A 17545-nucleotide genomic window follows, 5' to 3' on the forward strand; every position below is an offset into this window, starting at 1 on the left:
CATCGACACTGCTATCGCTTTTTCTTGCCTTGGTCGGATTGCTCATTGCATCGCCTCTTGTCGGTTTTATCGGTGATTGCAGAAAGACTCGACCACAGTTAAGACGATGATTGTCCGCACGACAAATGTGGATTAGTTGACAGCCATTCTCGTTAGGCCATTTGGTTCTTTACATATACTCAAACATCACTTTTGCGCATAACTGCAAACGGGTATATTGCCCCGGCTCCGTTAGGGAGTGCGCGGCCGTGCGCGCAGAATTGCAGAGGCACAATTCGGACTCCAGCAAGCGAAAACGCAGCGTTTTCCGAGTGGCCCAAGCCTGAGAACAGGACTTATATGTACGTATATGACGAGTACGATCAGCGGATCATCGAGGACCGCGTCAAGCAGTTCCGTGATCAGACCCGACGCTATCTGGCAGGTGAGCTGAGCGAAGAAGAATTCCGCCCCCTGCGCCTGCAAAATGGCCTCTACATCCAGCGTTTTGCGCCGATGTTGCGTGTGGCGGTGCCTTACGGCCAACTGACTTCGCGTCAGATGCGCATGATGGCCAAGATTGCCCGCGACTACGACAAGGGCTACGCCCACATCAGTACGCGGCAGAACGTGCAGTTCAACTGGCCGGCGGTGGAAGACATCCCGGACATCCTCGCTGAACTGGCCACCGTGCAGATGCACGCGATCCAGACCAGCGGCAACTGCCTGCGCAACGTCACCACCGACCAATTCGCCGGTGTCGCCGCCGACGAAGTGATTGACCCGCGCCCATGGTGCGAGATCGTCCGCCAGTGGACGACGTTCCACCCGGAATTCGCCTACCTGCCGCGCAAATTCAAAATCGCCGTCAACGGTTCGACCGCTGACCGCGCCGCCATCGAAGTCCACGACATTGGCCTTGAGCCGGTGCACAACGCCGCTGGCGAACTGGGCTTCCGTGTACTGGTCGGCGGTGGCCTCGGGCGTACGCCGGTGGTTGGCGCGTTCATCAACGAGTTCCTGCCATGGCAGGATCTGTTGAGCTACCTCGACGCCATTTTGCGGGTGTACAACCGCTACGGCCGTCGCGACAACAAATACAAGGCGCGGATCAAGATCCTCGTCAAGGCACTCACACCTGAAGTGTTCGCACAGAAAGTCGATGCGGAAATGGAGCACCTGCGCGGTGGCCAGACCACACTGACCGAAGCGGAGCTGCAGCGTGTGGCCAAGCACTTCGTCGACCCGGACTACAAGGCGCTGGACAACCAGACCGCGCAACTGGCCGATCTCGACAAAGAGCATCCGGGTTTCGCCCGCTGGCGCACTCGCAATACCTTGGCGCACAAGAAGCCGGGTTATGTGGCTGTGACCCTGTCGCTGAAACCGACCGGCGTTGCCCCGGGCGACATCACCGACAAGCAGCTGGACGCCGTCGCCGATCTGGCCGACCGCTACAGCTTCGGTCAACTGCGCACCTCTCACGAACAGAACATCATTCTCGCCGACGTCGAGCAAAGCCAGTTGTTCACCCTGTGGGGCGAACTGCGTGAAGGCGGTTTCGCCACGCCGAACATCGGCCTGCTGACCGACATCATCTGCTGCCCTGGCGGTGATTTCTGCTCGCTGGCGAACGCCAAGTCGATCCCGATTGCCGAATCGATCCAGCGTCGTTTCGACGACCTCGATTACCTGTTCGACATCGGTGAGCTGGATCTGAACATCTCCGGTTGCATGAACGCCTGTGGTCACCACCACGTCGGCCACATCGGCATCCTCGGCGTGGACAAGAAAGGCGAAGAGTTCTATCAGGTCTCCCTCGGCGGCAGCGCCAGCCGTGACGCGAGCCTGGGCAAGATCCTCGGCCCGTCCTTCGCCCAGGAAGTCATGCCTGACGTGATTTCGAAGCTGATCGACGTGTACGTTGAACAACGTACCGAAGACGAGCGCTTCATTGACACCTATCAGCGTATTGGCATCGACCTCTTCAAGGAACGCGTCTATGCAGCGAATCATTAAGAACAACGAGGTCGTCGACGAAACCTGGCACTTGCTGCCCAAGGATTTCAATATCGACGAGATCAGCAACTGCGACGATCTGATCGTGCCGTTGCAACTGTGGCGTGAACACAGCCGCATGCTCAAGGCTCGCGACGGTGGCCTGGGTGTCTGGCTGGACGCTGACGAAGAAGCTGAAGAAATCGGTGAAGACGTGGCTGAGTTCCAGGTGATTGCCCTGAACTTCCCGGCATTCACCGATGGCCGCAATTACTCCAACGCCCGTTTGCTGCGCGACCGTTATGGTTTCAAAGGCGAACTGCGGGCGATTGGCGACGTGCTGCGCGACCAGCTGTTCTATATGCACCGCTGCGGTTTCGACGCCTTTGCCGTGCGCCCTGATAAAGACCCGTACGAAGCGCTTGAAGGTCTCAAGGACTTCTCGGTGACCTATCAGGCTGCCACTGACCAGCCGCTGCCGCTGTTCCGTCGTCGCTAACCCGCGTTAGCCGCAACACCCGAATCTGAAACCGGAGCTGATCCGGTTTCAGATTTTTTTGCGTTGAAAATTAACGCTGTTGCAGTCGCCGCCATTCGCGCAAAAGCTCTTCGGGCGTCATTGCAGTAGGCGTATTCATGATGGTTCCCCTCCATCGAGCCTAGGTTTTTTCACCGGTGACTCAATGTAAGTGGCTATTGTTTCTTCAAGCCGAGTAAAACTGGCAAACGGATCCTGACCGTCCAGCGCTGGCCATTGCACATCCTGAAACAGGTACCGGCGCAGTGCCGGGGAAGCATCCATGGCCTCAAACATCCGCCAGACACGACTTTGCAACGGTACAAAGTCAACGATGTAATCCGCTGTACGGGTCAGCACTCCAAGTGTGCCAAAGAGTCGGTCTCCCCCCGGCATGACCGCTATCCGCTCCCAGCGTGCGCTGAACAGCTCCGCACGCTCAGCCGATAATCCAGCCGTCCAGGCCCCCGGAAGAAACACAGTGTGTGTCGGCATCCCCATCCACACATTGATGCCGCTTTGCTGACGATGCTCCACCACCCAGCGCAAACTGTCGGGATCACTCAGCGGATTGCCGGACAGCAGCACGTTCCCCTCTGCCACCGACTGTCGCCGCACGGCTTCGGGTATGCGGGTCAGTCGGTTATCGCGCAGATCCAGACGCCGCAGGTAGGGATAGTCAAAAATGCCGACAGGGCTCACGGTGAGGCCGGCGCCGCGTAGCTTGAGCTGGCGCAGTTCAGGCATTCCCATCAGCAGTGGCGCAACGCCCAACGGGTTATTACTGAGGTCGATGATACGCAGTCGCTTCAACCCAGCGATTTTTCCGGCGGTTTCATCCGTTAAAACCAACCCGGTTGAACTCAGATCAAGCGTCTCCAATTGGCTCATCTGGCTGATGGCGGGGGGCAATTTGCCAACCTCCTGGGCCAGTTCATTGAAAAGACGTAAATCGACGCCCCTCATGCCCAACCAGCGCAGGTTCGGGAAGCATTCGAGAAAGCCATTGATACTGCCGCGCTGGGTCACTTGAAAATCAGGCATCGACAGCGAAATGACGTCGCGAAACTTGACGTTGAGTTGCGGCAAGCTGTGCATGGGATCGAAATCCATGTCCAGGTGAAAACCGATAAACCGCCCATCCTCATACACTCGGCTCTCAGGCCCACTGCGTTTTTGCCAAATGGCAATCAACTCTTCGGCCAGCTCATAACGAATTTCGCGCTCCCTATGCATTCGGGCTTCGAGGCGGGCATCGTTTTCTTCTTCGATTTCGACAGCACTCATGCCCCGTGCGAGGCCTTCGCTGTCCGGCAGCAATTCGACATCCATGTCATGGATGTCCGTGTGGATGTCTTCGATCCACTCGGTGATGTCGTTGCGCAACTGTGCCGTTTGCAGTCTTAGCCTATCCAGTTCAACCTGCGCCCCCAAGCCGAGCGCACGCAAAAAATCGTCGGCTTGAGCATCGGAAACAGCCGGGTAAATTTCTTTGACCTGCAGCCTCATCACCTGACTGGAAAAGTCTGCGTCGTGGGCCGTAGCGGGAAAACCGCCGCCGCGTAACCCGGCGAAATGAAAGTGAGCCCCCGTATCCATCCGACGCAGTCCGAGCATCAGCTCGGGTTGTGTTAATGCGTGCAATCGGATTTTCGCCTGAAGGTCAGCCAGTTCATGATCGAGGCGCAACCCCAGCGCCGACCGCTGTTCAATTGTCAGGACATTGAGCAGGCGCTGCTCAAACGCCATCCCGGACGTTTTGGCCAGTTGCGTTTTAACGCCTGTGGAGGTTATGCCAATACTGTCGATCACCCTCGAACCTGCGCCGCCCTCAAGTACTTCGATTCGTGTTGATGACGACCAGCCGGGCAAACGCTCGAGGGTATGCAGAACCAGAACATCGCTGTCTGCACTAATCGACGACTTCAGATAGAGCCCTTCAAAGGCTCGACAGACCCGAAAGTGTTGTTCGTACTGTTGCGCCTTATCAGCCAACCGGCTGAAAACACGCTTGCTGTCGGCGAGCGTATGCGGCGCAGCGATGTCCACGCCTGAGCGGTCAAGCATTTGCTCCACCGCGCTCGTGGGGAGTTGCGGATATTGCTGGCGAAACAACCTGACCCAGGAATTATCAGATTGTTGCAGGGCTTCGTGACGCTGATGGAAGGTTTCGGCTCGGGTGCGTTGCAGTTGTTGAGCCTGCGCCGAGTATTCAGGGAGCGCATCGATGGCCTCTTGCAGATCCTGATCAATGGCGAAACGGCTGATGGTGTCCTGCAAAATTGGCGTGAGCACTCGGCCGTCAGTCTGCATCAGGCGCAGAGCGTCATCGCTCACGCCACTGACATGGCGAATCTGCAGCAAGACATGATTGCTGAACCGCTCGATGCTTGGCCCGATACCCTGCATCAAGGCAATTTGCTCTTCGACCGACAGTGCTACGCCGGGCTCGGCCACCCCGGCAGAATGCTCCGCAGCCTGGCGCGCGGTAACTGACTCCTCTTGCAGGCTTTTTACGATGGCGGGTTCTGCGTGAGCGATCAATTGCCCTGCCAGCACCGGTAGCGCGTTCAATACACCGAACACGGTTCGAGTAATGCCCTGTGAACGTTCGGTTGTATTTGTCGCGTTGACCGTCTCGGCGAGCCCGTAACCGGCATCAATCAGACCGGCCAATGCCAGCAAGCCTTCCCCGCCGGGAATCAATAGCGCCAACGGCCCGCATCGGTTGAGCCACTGCACCAGCGGCTCGACCACTGCGTTCAATTGCTGACGATTGACCTCGGCGTCATCATGGATCGTGGCAATGCTGTCGAGCGCCGCTTGTTTCATCGCCCTCACCATCTGCGCAAATGGATCAGTGCCCTCAGCGACCTTCTCCAGATTGGCGTAGTCGGCCGGCTTCCAGTAACCATCGTTGTTGAAGAAACCGGCGGAGGGGGTCAGGTGATGTTGTCGCGGGTATATCGCCATGCCTTGCAGGGCCGTAAGCACACCGGCGTGCAGAACGCCGTCAACGCGATCATCCTCCATGAAGTGCGCGGCCACGGCGATGGTCATGTCGATACTGCGCCCCACCTCGGTCAGCCAGTAGCGCATCGCTTGAACATCGGCGAACTCCTGAAAGGGCGACGAGTTGCCGGGGACATAGAGCAACCTTCGACCGTGGCCCTGTTGAGAGAAACACCAGATGTCGGTCGCGACATAACGATAGATGCGCAAGCGGCTGAACTGGATGTCCTTTGGCTCGATAAAGCGCCCTTGCAAATGCTCAAGGGTGAGTGATTCCCAGGATTGTTGCGGATCCAGCCCTGCTCCGCGCAATGCCAGTTTCAGCCCATCGTCAGACAGCGTTTGTTCTTGATGTTGTAGGTAAGCAGCCAGGACATAGGCGAACTTTACTGTGGTTTTCAGGGGAAAATCATTGCCTGTCTCAATGTCGGCGTCGGCCGGCCAGGCCTGTTTGACGTAGGCGCTGTATTGATTTTTGAGTTCCAGTGTCCATACCCAGCGTTTGAAGGCGTGTGGCTGCAATGCGAGCTGCGTTTGCGGTTCGTAACGCTGGGGAATGGTTTGTCGGTAGATGCCTTCATAGTCCGCTTGCCCGCCCTCGGGAAACGCCGATTCATCGATGTCGGCGATATTGATACGCGGCCCCACCGGAGGCGGGGTGTACAGACCAAATACCGTTTCACCGAAACGCCCGGCGCCGACCGTCTGCTGATTGCTCATGGCCGCGTGAAGCAGACTTTCGGCTCTCTTGAGACGTCCCTGATGAATTCCTTCAAGCGCGGGATAACCACGAAAATCGTATTGCAGATACGCCAGTTGCGACGTCATCGGCGCGATATCGGCACCCCAGTGGCTTTCAATCAGCTTGCTGGTGAACCGGGTGGCGCTTTGCGGCAACGCGGCTTCCAGTTCGAGGGCCCACTGTTGGTGCCTGTTTCGGCGGGTTTCTGCGTTCTCCATCATTCTCTGCAATCCTTTGCATCGCTACAGGAGTCATTAACCTAGAGGATGCGCGGCGAGAAAAATGCAGGACGTTTCCGCGATGGGCGAGGAAAATTCGCTTAGAGGGGGGTGTTTAAGATCAAAAGATCGCAGCCTTCGGCAGCTCCTACATGGGGATATCTGTAGGGGCTGACGATCTTTTGATTTCGAGCGTTACCAGAAGCGTTGTTGGGTCAAGCGGCTCCACCAGCTCAACAGCACGCGATCCACCGAACCGCTGGCCGCCATGCCGATGCGCTCCTGCAGGCTTTTGCGCTCGGCGTAATGCAGGTGGTAAACCTCGGACTTCTTCGCGCGCTCCGCCAGGTACTCGTCACTGGTTTTCAGTTCATCGACCAGTTGTTTGTCGAGCGCTGCGACACCGAGCCAGACTTCACCAGTGGCCACTTCGTCGATCGCCAGTTGCGGGCGATAGCGCGAGACGAAGTTCTTGAACAGTTGGTGGGTGATGTCGAGGTCTTCCTGGAATTTCTCCCGGCCCTTTTCGGTGTTTTCGCCAAACACGGTCAGGGTGCGCTTGTATTCGCCGGCGGTCAGCACTTCGAAATCGATGTCGTGTTTCTTCAACAGGCGGTTGACGTTGGGCAGCTGCGCGACCACGCCGATCGAGCCGAGAATCGCGAACGGGGCGCTGATGATCTTCTCACCGATGCACGCCATCATGTAGCCGCCGCTGGCAGCAACCTTGTCGATGCACACGGTCAATGGCACGCCGGCTTCACGAATCCGCGCCAGTTGCGAGGACGCCAGGCCATAGCTGTGAACCATGCCGCCGCCACTTTCCAGACGCAGGACAACTTCGTCTTTCGATGTGGCGAGAGTCAACAGTGCAGTGATTTCATGACGCAGGCTTTCGGTGGCCGAGGCCTTGATGTCGCCGTCGAAATCCAGCACGAATACCCGCGCTTTGGCGTCAGGTTTGTTCTTCTGCTTCTTCTCGGTTTTCTCGGTCTTGGCCTGTCCCTTGCGCAAAGCCTTGAGCTGGTCTTTGTCGAGCAGCGTCTGCTCCAGACGCTCGCGCAGGCCTTTGTAAAAATCATTGAGCTTGCTGACCTGCAACTGACCGGCCGATTTGCGCCGGCCCTTGCTGCGCAACGCGGCAAAACTGGCGAGCACCACTAGAATGGCGATCACCAGGGTCACGGTCTTTGCCAGGAAGCTGGCGTATTCAGTCAAAAACTCCACAGAGACTCCTTAAAACAATGCGCGGATGTGCAACACACGCGGGATGACGTCAGCATACCCATGCGCCGGCTCGTCGGCCAGCCGTGAAACCTCTGGCAACACGCCTGTAACGGGCATTTCAAACAAGCGTATGTTTTTTCATTGACAGCTACCCATCATCCTCATAACCTCGCCACAACCTTCAACGTACCGGGATGACGCGGACGTGGGCAGCATCTACTTGATTCGACATGGCCAGGCCTCCTTTGGTGCAGACGACTATGACGTCCTGTCGCCGACCGGTGTGCGCCAGGCAGAAATCCTCGGTCAGCACCTGGCTGAACTGGGGCTCAGCTTCGATCGGTGCATTGCCGGCGACTTGCGCCGTCAGCAGCATACAGCCACCAGCGCACTTGAGCAGTTCAGCGCCAAAGGCCTGAAAGTGCCGACGCTGGAGACTGATTCCGCGTTCAATGAATTCGATGCCGACGCGGTGATCCGTGCCCTGCTCCCGGCGATGCTGGAAGACGAACCAGAAGCCGTCGACATCCTGCGCAACGCCGCGCAGAACCGTGGTGAGTTCCAGCGTATTTTCGCCCTGATCATCGAGCGCTGGCTGGCCGGCACTTATGACACGCCAGGGCTGGAGAGCTGGCTGGGCTTCGTTGAACGAGTCCAGGCTGGATTGCATCGAATCCTTGAACAGGCTGAAAAAAACCAGAAGATCGCAGTCTTTACCTCCGGCGGCACCATCACCGCCCTGCTCCACCTCATTACGCAGATGCCTGCCAGACAGGCCTTTGAATTGAACTGGCAAATCGTCAACACCTCGCTCAACCAGCTGAAGTTCCGCGGTCGCGAGGTGGCTTTGGCCTCCTTTAACAGTCATGCACATCTGCAGCTGTTGAAGGCTCCGGAACTCATCACTTTCCGTTGAGTCCGGTTAGCTGTGAACCTTGCTGTAATCAACCAGCGCCTACTATCCAAGAAAGGATCGAACCATGACCTCCGTAGCCGATGCCGTAAAAGCAATGCAAGCCAAGTTCAACCCAGCCGCTGCTGCCGGTCTGGATCTGGTCTTCGGTTTCAACATCACCGACGAAGACAAGCAGTACTCGCTGATCGTCAAAGATGGCACCTGCGATATCCAGGAAGGTGAAAACCCGGACGCCAACTGCACACTGGTGCTGGACAGCGAAACCCTGAAAGGTATCGTCAGCGGCGAAACCGACGGCATGCAGGCTTTCATGGGCGGCAAGCTGCGCGTTGAAGGCGACATGATGCTGTCGATGAAACTGTCCGAGCTGTTCCCGTCGTAAGACTACGGTCCGCTTGAAAAACAAATCCCGCCTTGATGGCGGGATTTGTCGTTTCTGGGTCACTGGATGCCGTCGGCGTCCAACTCCTTGAAGACCTGCCGATCGGCGATCTGGGTCTGACTGTCGGGGTACATTAACTGGACGCTGCCACCGGGGGTCCGCAGACTCCAGAGCAACAATCGCCATCGCGACCAGTGCATCGTTGTTTGCCGATGTCAGAAGAAGTGGCCGATCACGTTGCAGGGTGACGGGGCTGGCTTCGCCATTCACAACATCACGCCGGTACATTCCGTTACGAAACCACTTGGAGGCATCAAAGCGGTTTTCTTCCGGACTCCAGTCGCCGTAATACATATCAACTCTTGAAGAGCAGAAATAAAAACTCAAGGGAAGAATGACAGCAAGCAACATGAGCGCTTGAACGCCCCTGATCCTGAAAAAAAGACTTTTCACTCGATGACCCGCGAACATCTCCGTCGACGACTTTCGTTCGATATTTGAATTTCGCCTGCGAAGTTTTTCAAATCCTGCAAATCAACGCTTTGCGGCAGCCGCTTTTGCGAGCTCGTTTTGTACTTGCAGGTACGCGACCTCTTCATCACTCCCTTTCACCAGGTGCGAGGCCATGGCACCGGTCAGCAACTGCTTGGCGGTGACGTCCCAATCCAGTGTGACGACGTAAGTATCGTTCTGGAGGGTTACAAACAGCCAATAGGAATCCACTGGTTTGTCCGGCTCAGAGAATGCGCTGTAGGCATAGCGTATTTGACGACGCAAATCCGGGGTATTCAGGACGAAATCTTCCGTATCGACCTTCGGATATTTTTGTTCGATCGCGACCAGAACCTTGGTCAAAAGAACGTCGTTTGCAATAGCCTGCAAGCTTTCCGGCTTATCACGCAGCATGGTCAACGGACTCGCCTGCGCCGGCGTCCCCTCCAAGCGAGGGCGGTACATTCCGGAACTGAACCACCGAGTGGCGTCAAAGCGCACTTCTTCGGGACTCCAGGCGCCGTAATACATCATCACTTTGGCGGACATGTGTTCTTCCTTGGCGTAAATAAAAAGTGTTGCAACACTGACGACGGCCAGCAGCAAGCACAACAGGAGCTGCTTAGCCGTTAACGCCCTTATTTTCATAGGGGTTTATAGGCACAGAGTTGTTTAGGAACACCATCAGGCGTATCACCTGAACGAACATCCCGATGTGCGCCTAAAGCATCCAGAGGGAACCCGACCTTCTTTTCATACAACGCTCGACTGTCGTCGTGCGCCATCAAGTTACGCTGTTCTTCGGTGAGCGTGGGTTTGGGTGCCTGCGGCGCCTGTTCTCCAGGAATTTGAGCAGCGGGGTCATTCGCCTGCTTGCGATGCGCTGCCAATTTTCGCTGATAGGCAATCTTCTGACCTGTGTATGCCTCCATTGCCTGGGCATCACTACTCGCCTGTTTGCGGATCCCCGGCACGGACTCGCGCTCGGCCGAGGTGCCGTAGGTGGTGTCGTAGTTGCTGCGTCGTGGAAACGCCCAAACGGTGGTTTGAGTCGAGTTGGCGAGAATCTGCGCCAGACTGCTTTCGAAATGGGGATCTTCGCCTTCATTCACGTGGAGATTGGCGTTGATACCCAAACCGGTACGGCAGGCATACGAGTAAATTTTCGCACCGTAGGCGAATGCCTCGGGCTTGAACATCTGAGCCTGCGCATCACGCAGCCGATAACTGTCGTTTTTATCCAGTTCATAGCCCAGTTCGATACTGCCCACTACGCCGTGGGAGAAGAAATCCAGTTGTTTGATTTCCCGGCCCCGACGTTGCCGGGTGGCAATGAAGTCGACAACACCGGAGATGGAATCCATCTCTCGATACTGCGCACCGTGTTGGTTCTCCACGACGTCTTTCAAAGCCGCCAGCAAGTTGTCCGGGTAATCATTCTTGAACACCAGAAACACTCGCTGGACAGAAAAGGTCGGAGTACCTGCCGGGTACTTGGTGAGTTGACGGATGCCCTGATTGATAAAGCGCATCTTGTTGCCTTTCTGGCCGCGAACCTTCTCATACAGCGACATGTAGGATGCCCCCACGACAGTCACATAGTCCTGCGCCAGCGAGCCCTTCACCTGCGTCGTCGCGTGTTGATCGCTGGTCTCGCCCTGTTTCTTGTCCGGTGTCGCCACGTTGAACCTTCCTTAGTAAGCGATGCCCAGTGCATCCAGATGAGCGGCGGCTTCCTTGCCCCATTGCACGACAATGGAGGTGGGATCGGCGGTGAATACCCGCGCGGCGTTACCATGGTTGTCGGTATGGCCGACGAGGCGCTGGCCGTCACCGGTTTCGATGCAAAAGAGCATGTCGGGAATGGCTTCGCCGGTGGTTTCGTCCACCAGTTGGAAACGTTCGCTGTGCTTGGGCACGGTGATGATCGGGGTAAATGGCGCAGAACCGACGGCAGTGCCGACGAAGACGTCACCGGAGCCGGTGATGATCACACCGCCATGCGCGGTGGCGCTGCCAAGAAAGGCAATGGGTTTGCCATTGATCAGGATGTTGCCGATGCCTTCAGTGACCGAGTCACCGCAAGCCGTGGTATCGCCAACACGCAGCACGGGCATGCCGTTGATGTTCACGTCGGGTGAACCGCTGTTGCTTGCATTGGTACCGTGACCGGTCACCGGGCAGGCATTGAGATCACTGAGTCGAGCGGCAGGTTTTGCCATCATCTACTTCCTTGTATTGGCCAGGACGCGGAATGTACCGGATCTACACGACGGATAAAAGTCTGTCGGTATGTGTCACAGGCAAAACCGCTGTGGCAAACGATGCCGCCAATAGCTCCTGCGTATAAGGATGCCGCGCACCCGCAAACAGTTGATCCGTCTGACCACGCTCCACCACTTGGCCCTCCTTCATCACGATCAGGTCATGCGCCAGCGCTCGCACCACCGCCAGATCGTGGCTGATGAACAGGTAGGTCAGGCCATGTTCTTGCTGCAAACGCCGCAGCAAAGCCACGATCTGCTTTTGCACCGTGCGATCCAGTGCCGACGTCGGTTCATCCAGTAGGATCAAGTCGGGCTTGAGCACCAGCGCCCGGGCAATGGCGATGCGTTGCCGCTGACCACCGGAGAACTCGTGGGGATAGCGATGGCGGGTGGCCGGATCGAGACCGACTTCACGCAGCACATCGATCACCGCGCTCTCACGCTCGCTGGCGTTCAAATCGCTGTGCACCTGTAAACCTTCTGCAATGATCTGCTCCACGCACAGGCGCGGACTGAGGCTGCCGAACGGATCCTGAAACACCACTTGCAGGCGTTTGCGCAGCGGCCTGAGTTGCTTGCCGCTCAAGTGCTCCAGCGCCTCGCCCTGAAAGCGAATGCTGCCCTGGGCATCCAGCAAACGCAGAATGGCCTGGCCCAGTGTCGACTTGCCTGAACCAGACTCGCCAACAATCCCCAGGGTTTTGCCGCGCTGAAGAGTCAAATCAATACCATTGACCGCATGCAACCAGGACTTCGCGCGCAACCAACCGCCGCCCAAACGAAAGCGCACATGGAGGTCACGCACCTCCAGCAAATTCTCAGCGGGCTCCCGGCACAACGCCTCACCACCGGGTTCGGCGTTGAGCAACTCAATGCTGTAAGGATGCTGCGGCGCGCTGAACAACTGGTCACAGGGCGCCTGCTCGACGATCAATCCGCCACGCATGACTGCCACGCGCTGAGCGATATTGCGCACCAGGTTCAGATCATGACTGATGATCAACAGCGCCATGCCCAGCCGCTCCTGCAGTTCTTTGAGCAGCAAAAGAATCTTGCGCTGCACGGTCACGTCCAGCGCTGTGGTCGGTTCATCAGCGATCAACAACTGCGGTTCGCAGGCGAGCGCCATGGCAATCATCACCCGTTGGCGCTGACCGCCCGAGAGTTGATGCGGATAGGCCTTGAGCCGTTCGCGCGGGCGTTGAATGCCCACCAGTTCGAGCAACTGCACAATGCGCTGACGCGCCGCCGCCCCGGCCAGCCCCTTGTGCAGCGCCAGGCTTTCGCCCAGTTGCCGCTCAATCGTGTGCAAAGGGTTCAGTGAACTCATCGGCTCCTGAAAAATCATCGCAATGCGGTTGCCACGCAATTGCCGCAAGTAGCGCTCATGCACGCCAAGCAACTCCTCGCCGGCATAGCGGATGCTGCCGTCAATCTGCGTGATGGCCGGGTCAAGCAATTGCAGAATGCTGTGGGCCGTCACCGATTTACCCGAGCCGGACTCACCAACCAGCGCCAGACATTCGCCGGGGCGGATATCGAGGTCGATGCCGTGCACCACTGGCTGGCCATTGAAAGCGACGCGCAGGTCGCGTATTTCGATCAGATGTTCAGGCATATCAAGTCCTCGGATCAAACGCATCGCGGCAGGCCTCGCCGATGAATACCAGCAATGAAAGGATCAGCGCCAAGGCAAAGAACGCGGTCAGACCGAGCCACGGCGCTTGCAGATTACTTTTGCCCTGGCCGATCAACTCGCCCAGCGAAGCACTGCCGGCCGGCATGCCAAACCCGAGAAAATCCAGCGCCGACAAGGTCGCGATCGCCCCGGTGAGAATGAACGGCAGATAGGTCAGCGTGGCGCTCATGGCATTGGGCAGAATGTGTCGAACGATTACCTGCGCATCGCCCACACCCAGCGCGCGTGCCGCTTTCACATATTCCAGGCCACGGCTGCGCAGGAACTCGGCCCGCACCACATCGACCAGGCTCAACCAGGAAAACAGCGCCATGATCCCCAGCAGCCACCAGAAATTCGGCTCGACAAACCCGGACAGAATGATCAGCAGGTACAACACCGGCAGCCCCGACCACACCTCCAGCACGCGCTGACCGATCAGGTCGACCCAGCCGCCGTAGTAGCCCTGCAATGCCCCGGCGGCGATACCGATCAGCGCACTCGCCGCCGTCAGCGCCAGGGCAAACAGCAGCGATACGCGTGTGCCGAAAATCACCCGCGCCAGCACGTCCCGCGCCTGATCATCGGTGCCCAGCCAGTTGGCGCCACTGGGCGGACTCGGCGCAGGCTCCGTCAGGTCGTAATTGACCGTGTCGAACGCAAACGGAATCGGCGCAAACCACATCCGTCCGCCCCGCCCCTCGATCAATTGCCGCACCTGCGCGCTGCGATAGTCCGGTTGAAAAGGCAGCTCGCCGCCGAAATCCTGCTCGGTATAGCGCTTGAACGCCGGGAAATACCAGTCGCCCTGATACGTCACCAACAGCGGCTTGTCATTGGCCACCAGCTCACCGCCGAGACTCAGGCCGAACAGCGCGAGAAACAGCCACAACGACCACCAGCCACGCCGATGCGCCTTGAAGCGCGCCCAGCGGCGCTGGCCGATTGGAGATAATGTCAGCATCAGGCAGCCCTCGCAGTGAAGTCGATGCGCGGGTCGACCAGCATGTAGCAGAGGTCGCCGAGCAGTTTTATCAGTAGGCCGAACAGGGTGAAGATGAACAGCGAGCCGAACACCACCGGGTAATCGCGTGCCACCGCCGCTTCGTAACTGAGCCGACCGAGGCCATCGAGGGAAAAGATCACTTCGATCAGCAGCGAACCGCCGAAGAACACCGTGACCAACGCTTGCGGCAAACCGGCGACGACCAGCAGCATCGCATTGCGAAACACATGGCCGTACAACACCTGCCGTTGACTCAGCCCTTTGGCGCGCGCGGTCACCACGTACAGGCGCGAGATCTCGTTGAGAAAGCTGTTCTTGGTGAGGATCGTCAAGGTGGCAAAACCGCCGATCACCAACGCCGTCACCGGCAAGACCAAGTGCCAGAAATAGTCGGCGACCTTGCCCCACGGTGACAGCTGGGCGAAGTTGTCCGAGACCAACCCGCGCACCGGAAACCAGTCCAGCGCCGTGCCGCCAGCGAACACCACGATCAGCAGCAGCGCGAACAGAAATCCCGGCAACGCATAACCGACGATGATCGCCACGCTGCTCCAGACATCGAACGCCGAGCCGTTGTGCACCGCTTTGCGAATGCCCAGCGGAATCGACACCAGATAGGTGATCAGTGTCGCCCACAGGCCCAGCGACAAGGTGACCGGCAGCTTCTGCCAGATCAGTTCAGTGACGCTGGCACCGCGAAAGAAACTCTGACCGAAATCCAGTTGCGCATAGCTTTTGAGCATCAGCCACAAACGCTCGCTGGCGGGTTTGTCGAAGCCGTACTGACGCTCGATATCGGCCACCAGTTTCGGGTCCAGCCCTCGGGTCGCGCGGGATTCACCACCCACCGTTTCGACATGGCTGGAGCCCACGGCCGCGCCGACGCCAATGCCTTGCAAGCGCGCGATGGCCTGCTCTACCGGGCCACCGGGCGCGGCCTGGACGATGACGAAGTTGACCAGCAGAATCGCCAACAAGGTCGGCACGATCAGCAGCAGACGCCGCAGGCTATAACCCCACATGGCTGTATTCCTTTTGCATCTGGGTCGAGGTCAGTGCGGTCGGGCTGATTTCCCACCAGCTGTCGAGGCCGGCGTCGTACAGTGGCGCAATGGCCGGACGACCGAAGCGGTTCCACCAGACCGTGGAAATCCCCGGCGGGTAATAATTCGGAACCCAGTAGTAACCCCACTGCAGCACGCGATCCAGGGCGTGCGCGTGACGCAGCAGACTCTCGCGATTGTCGGCCTGCACCAGCCCTTCGAGCAGTGCATCGACGGCCGGATCGCGCAGTACCATGTAATTGTTCGAGCCGGGATCATCGGCGCCATCGGAACCGAAGTAATTGAACAGCTCGCGCCCCGGTGCCTGGCTCACCGGGTAACCGGCGACGATCATGTCGTAGTCGCGATTGCGCACGCGGTTGGTGTATTGCGCGGTGTCGACCTGGCGGATATCGAAGCCGATGCCGATCTGTGCGAGATTGCGTTTGAAGGGCAACAGCAGTCGTTCGAAGCCCTTCTGGCCGTTAAGGAAAGTGAAGTGCAGTGGCTCGCCATTGGCGTTCACCAACTGATCGCCGCGCGGTTTCCAGCCAGCGTCTTCGAGCAACTTCAGCGCCCGTAACTGCTCGGCGCGAATGTTGCCGCTGCCATCAGTTTTCGGCGCCTGGAACACCTGAGTGAAGACCTCGTCGGGAATCCTGCCGCGCCAGGGTTCAAGGATTTTCAGTTCCTCGGCGTCCGGCAGTTCGCGGGCCGCCAGTGCGCTGTGGGAGAAGTAGCTGTGCTGACGCAGGTACATGCCGCGCATCATCTGCCGGTTAGTCCATTCGAAATCCCAGAGCATGGCGATTGCCTGGCGCACGCGGCGATCCTGAAACGGCGGTTTCTGCAGGTTGAACACAAAACCCTGCGCACCTTGAGCGGCACCGGGTGCGAGATGTTCACGAAGTAATCTGCCTTGCTCCAGCGCGGCCCCGGCATACCCGATGGTGTAGCTGGTGGCGGAGAACTCGCGGTTGTAATCGAAGCCGCCGGCCTTGAGCACTTGCCGCGACACGTCGGTGTCGGCGAAGAACTCCACGCTCAATTGATCGAAGTTGTAGAGCCCACGGGTGATTGGCAGATCCTTGGCCCACCAGTCCTGCACCCGTTGGAATTTCACGCTGCGCCCGGCATCGACGGCGCTGATCCGATACGGGCCGCTGCCCGGCGGAATTTCGAAACCGCCGCCCTCGGCGAAATCACGTGTCCGCCACCAATGTTCGGGCAGCACCGGTAGTGTCGCCAGATCCAGCGGCAAGGTGCGGCTGTCGTTGTTCTTGAAGATGAAGCGCACTTGCGTCGGAGACTCCACAACAACCTCGGCGACATCGCGAAACTGCTGACGGTATTTGAGGCTGCCCTGCGTGATGAAGAGGTTAAAGGTGTAGCGCACATCTTCAGCGGTGATCGGCGTACCGTCGTCGAAACGCGCATTGGGGTTGAGGTAAAAACGCAACCAGCGGCGGTCGCTGTCCAGCTCCATCTGCTGCGCCACCAGACCGTAGACGCTGTAGGGCTCGTCTTTGCTGCGATAGGCCAGCGGCGCGTAGAGCCAGCCATCAACATCGGCCACGCCGGTGCCTTTGTCGGTGTAGGGAATCAGGTGATCGAACGGGCCGCTTTCCAGCGAGGAGCGACGCAAGCTTCCGCCCTTCGGCGCATTGGGGTTGGCGTAGGCCAGGTGCTGAAAATCAGCGGCGTACTTGGGCGCTTCGCCGTAGACCGTGAGTGCCGGTTGCGGCGCCGCCCAACTGAGCGGGGTTAATAGCGCGAAAGCGCTGAACACAATAAGCCTGGATAACATGGGCAGATCCCTTTTACACGTTGCTGCTACTGGCCTCATCGCTGGCAAGCCAGCTCCCACAGGGTCTGTATTCCATGTGGGAGCTGGCTTGCCAGCGATGGGGCCAGAACAGTCAACACACCTTCTGCCTACCTGTGATGTGCAACAGGCCGGCCATGTTTATAGGGCAGGCTTTAGATCAATAACTGACTAAAATCCGCACCAACTGCTAAAACCTGTTCTGTAGGAGCCGCCGAAAGCTGCGATCTTTTGCCGTTGGAA

The 17545-nt window shown here is 58.2% G+C and carries 13 protein-coding genes; 4 read left to right on the forward strand and 9 right to left on the reverse strand.

The features are described 5' to 3' along the window. Window positions 1-339 precede the first annotated feature (339 nt). Both EJA70_RS05210 and EJA70_RS05215 read left to right on the forward strand, forming a co-directional pair. Complete coding sequence (locus EJA70_RS05210) at window positions 340-1998, forward strand: nitrite/sulfite reductase (RefSeq protein WP_158830036.1); 1659 nt, start codon at window positions 340-342, stop codon at window positions 1996-1998. Beyond that, window positions 1982-2476, forward strand: coding sequence for a DUF934 domain-containing protein (locus EJA70_RS05215; RefSeq protein WP_158830037.1), 495 nt, complete (start codon window positions 1982-1984; stop codon window positions 2474-2476). The genes EJA70_RS05210 and EJA70_RS05215 overlap by 17 nt, the downstream gene beginning before the upstream one ends. A gap of 135 nt (window positions 2477-2611) precedes the next feature. On the opposite strand, the gene EJA70_RS05220 is transcribed toward EJA70_RS05215, so the two are convergent. Next, a complete protein-coding gene (locus tag EJA70_RS05220; protein WP_158830038.1) occupies window positions 2612-6469 on the reverse strand; it encodes a dermonecrotic toxin domain-containing protein in 3858 nt (1285 codons plus the stop codon). Window positions 6470-6661: 192 nt separating this feature from the next. Next, complete coding sequence (gene sohB, locus EJA70_RS05225) at window positions 6662-7693, reverse strand: protease SohB (RefSeq protein WP_158830039.1); 1032 nt, start codon at window positions 7691-7693, stop codon at window positions 6662-6664. A gap of 205 nt (window positions 7694-7898) precedes the next feature. On the opposite strand from sohB, the gene EJA70_RS05230 reads away from it, so the two are divergent. After that, on the forward strand, window positions 7899-8609 hold the full coding sequence (locus EJA70_RS05230) for a histidine phosphatase family protein (protein ID WP_158830040.1): 711 nt from the start codon (window positions 7899-7901) through the stop codon (window positions 8607-8609). Window positions 8610-8673: 64 nt separating this feature from the next. Next, window positions 8674-8991: an SCP2 sterol-binding domain-containing protein gene (locus EJA70_RS05235; RefSeq protein ID WP_007912567.1), complete on the forward strand. Its 318-nt coding sequence runs from the start codon at window positions 8674-8676 to the stop codon at window positions 8989-8991. Between the two features lie 534 nt (window positions 8992-9525). Here the strand turns inward: EJA70_RS05235 and EJA70_RS05240 are convergent. The 7 genes from EJA70_RS05240 to EJA70_RS05270 form a co-directional block, all read right to left on the reverse strand. After that, on the reverse strand, window positions 9526-10032 hold the full coding sequence (locus EJA70_RS05240) for a hypothetical protein (protein WP_158830041.1): 507 nt from the start codon (window positions 10030-10032) through the stop codon (window positions 9526-9528). A 95-nt stretch (window positions 10033-10127) separates the two neighbouring features. Next, a complete protein-coding gene (locus EJA70_RS05245) occupies window positions 10128-11165 on the reverse strand; it encodes a hypothetical protein (protein WP_158830042.1) in 1038 nt (345 codons plus the stop codon). 12 nt (window positions 11166-11177) lie between these two features. Next, window positions 11178-11705, reverse strand: a complete 528-nt coding sequence (locus EJA70_RS05250) for a PAAR domain-containing protein (RefSeq protein WP_158830043.1) — start codon at window positions 11703-11705, stop codon at window positions 11178-11180. Window positions 11706-11748: 43 nt separating this feature from the next. Then, complete coding sequence (locus tag EJA70_RS05255) at window positions 11749-13368, reverse strand: ABC transporter ATP-binding protein (protein ID WP_158830044.1); 1620 nt, start codon at window positions 13366-13368, stop codon at window positions 11749-11751. Window position 13369: 1 nt separating this feature from the next. Continuing rightward, entirely contained in the window at window positions 13370-14392 is a 1023-nt protein-coding gene (locus tag EJA70_RS05260) for an ABC transporter permease (RefSeq protein ID WP_158830045.1), read from the reverse strand. Next, entirely contained in the window at window positions 14392-15456 is a 1065-nt protein-coding gene (locus tag EJA70_RS05265; protein ID WP_158830046.1) for a microcin C ABC transporter permease YejB, read from the reverse strand. Before EJA70_RS05265 ends, EJA70_RS05260 begins: the two co-directional genes overlap by 1 nt. Then, a complete protein-coding gene (locus EJA70_RS05270) occupies window positions 15443-17284 on the reverse strand; it encodes an extracellular solute-binding protein (RefSeq protein WP_158830047.1) in 1842 nt (613 codons plus the stop codon). Before EJA70_RS05270 ends, EJA70_RS05265 begins: the two co-directional genes overlap by 14 nt. Window positions 17285-17545: the final 261 nt, after the last annotated feature.

The organism is Pseudomonas sp. PB103 (assembly GCF_009764635.1).
Taxonomy (GTDB): domain Bacteria; phylum Pseudomonadota; class Gammaproteobacteria; order Pseudomonadales; family Pseudomonadaceae; genus Aquipseudomonas.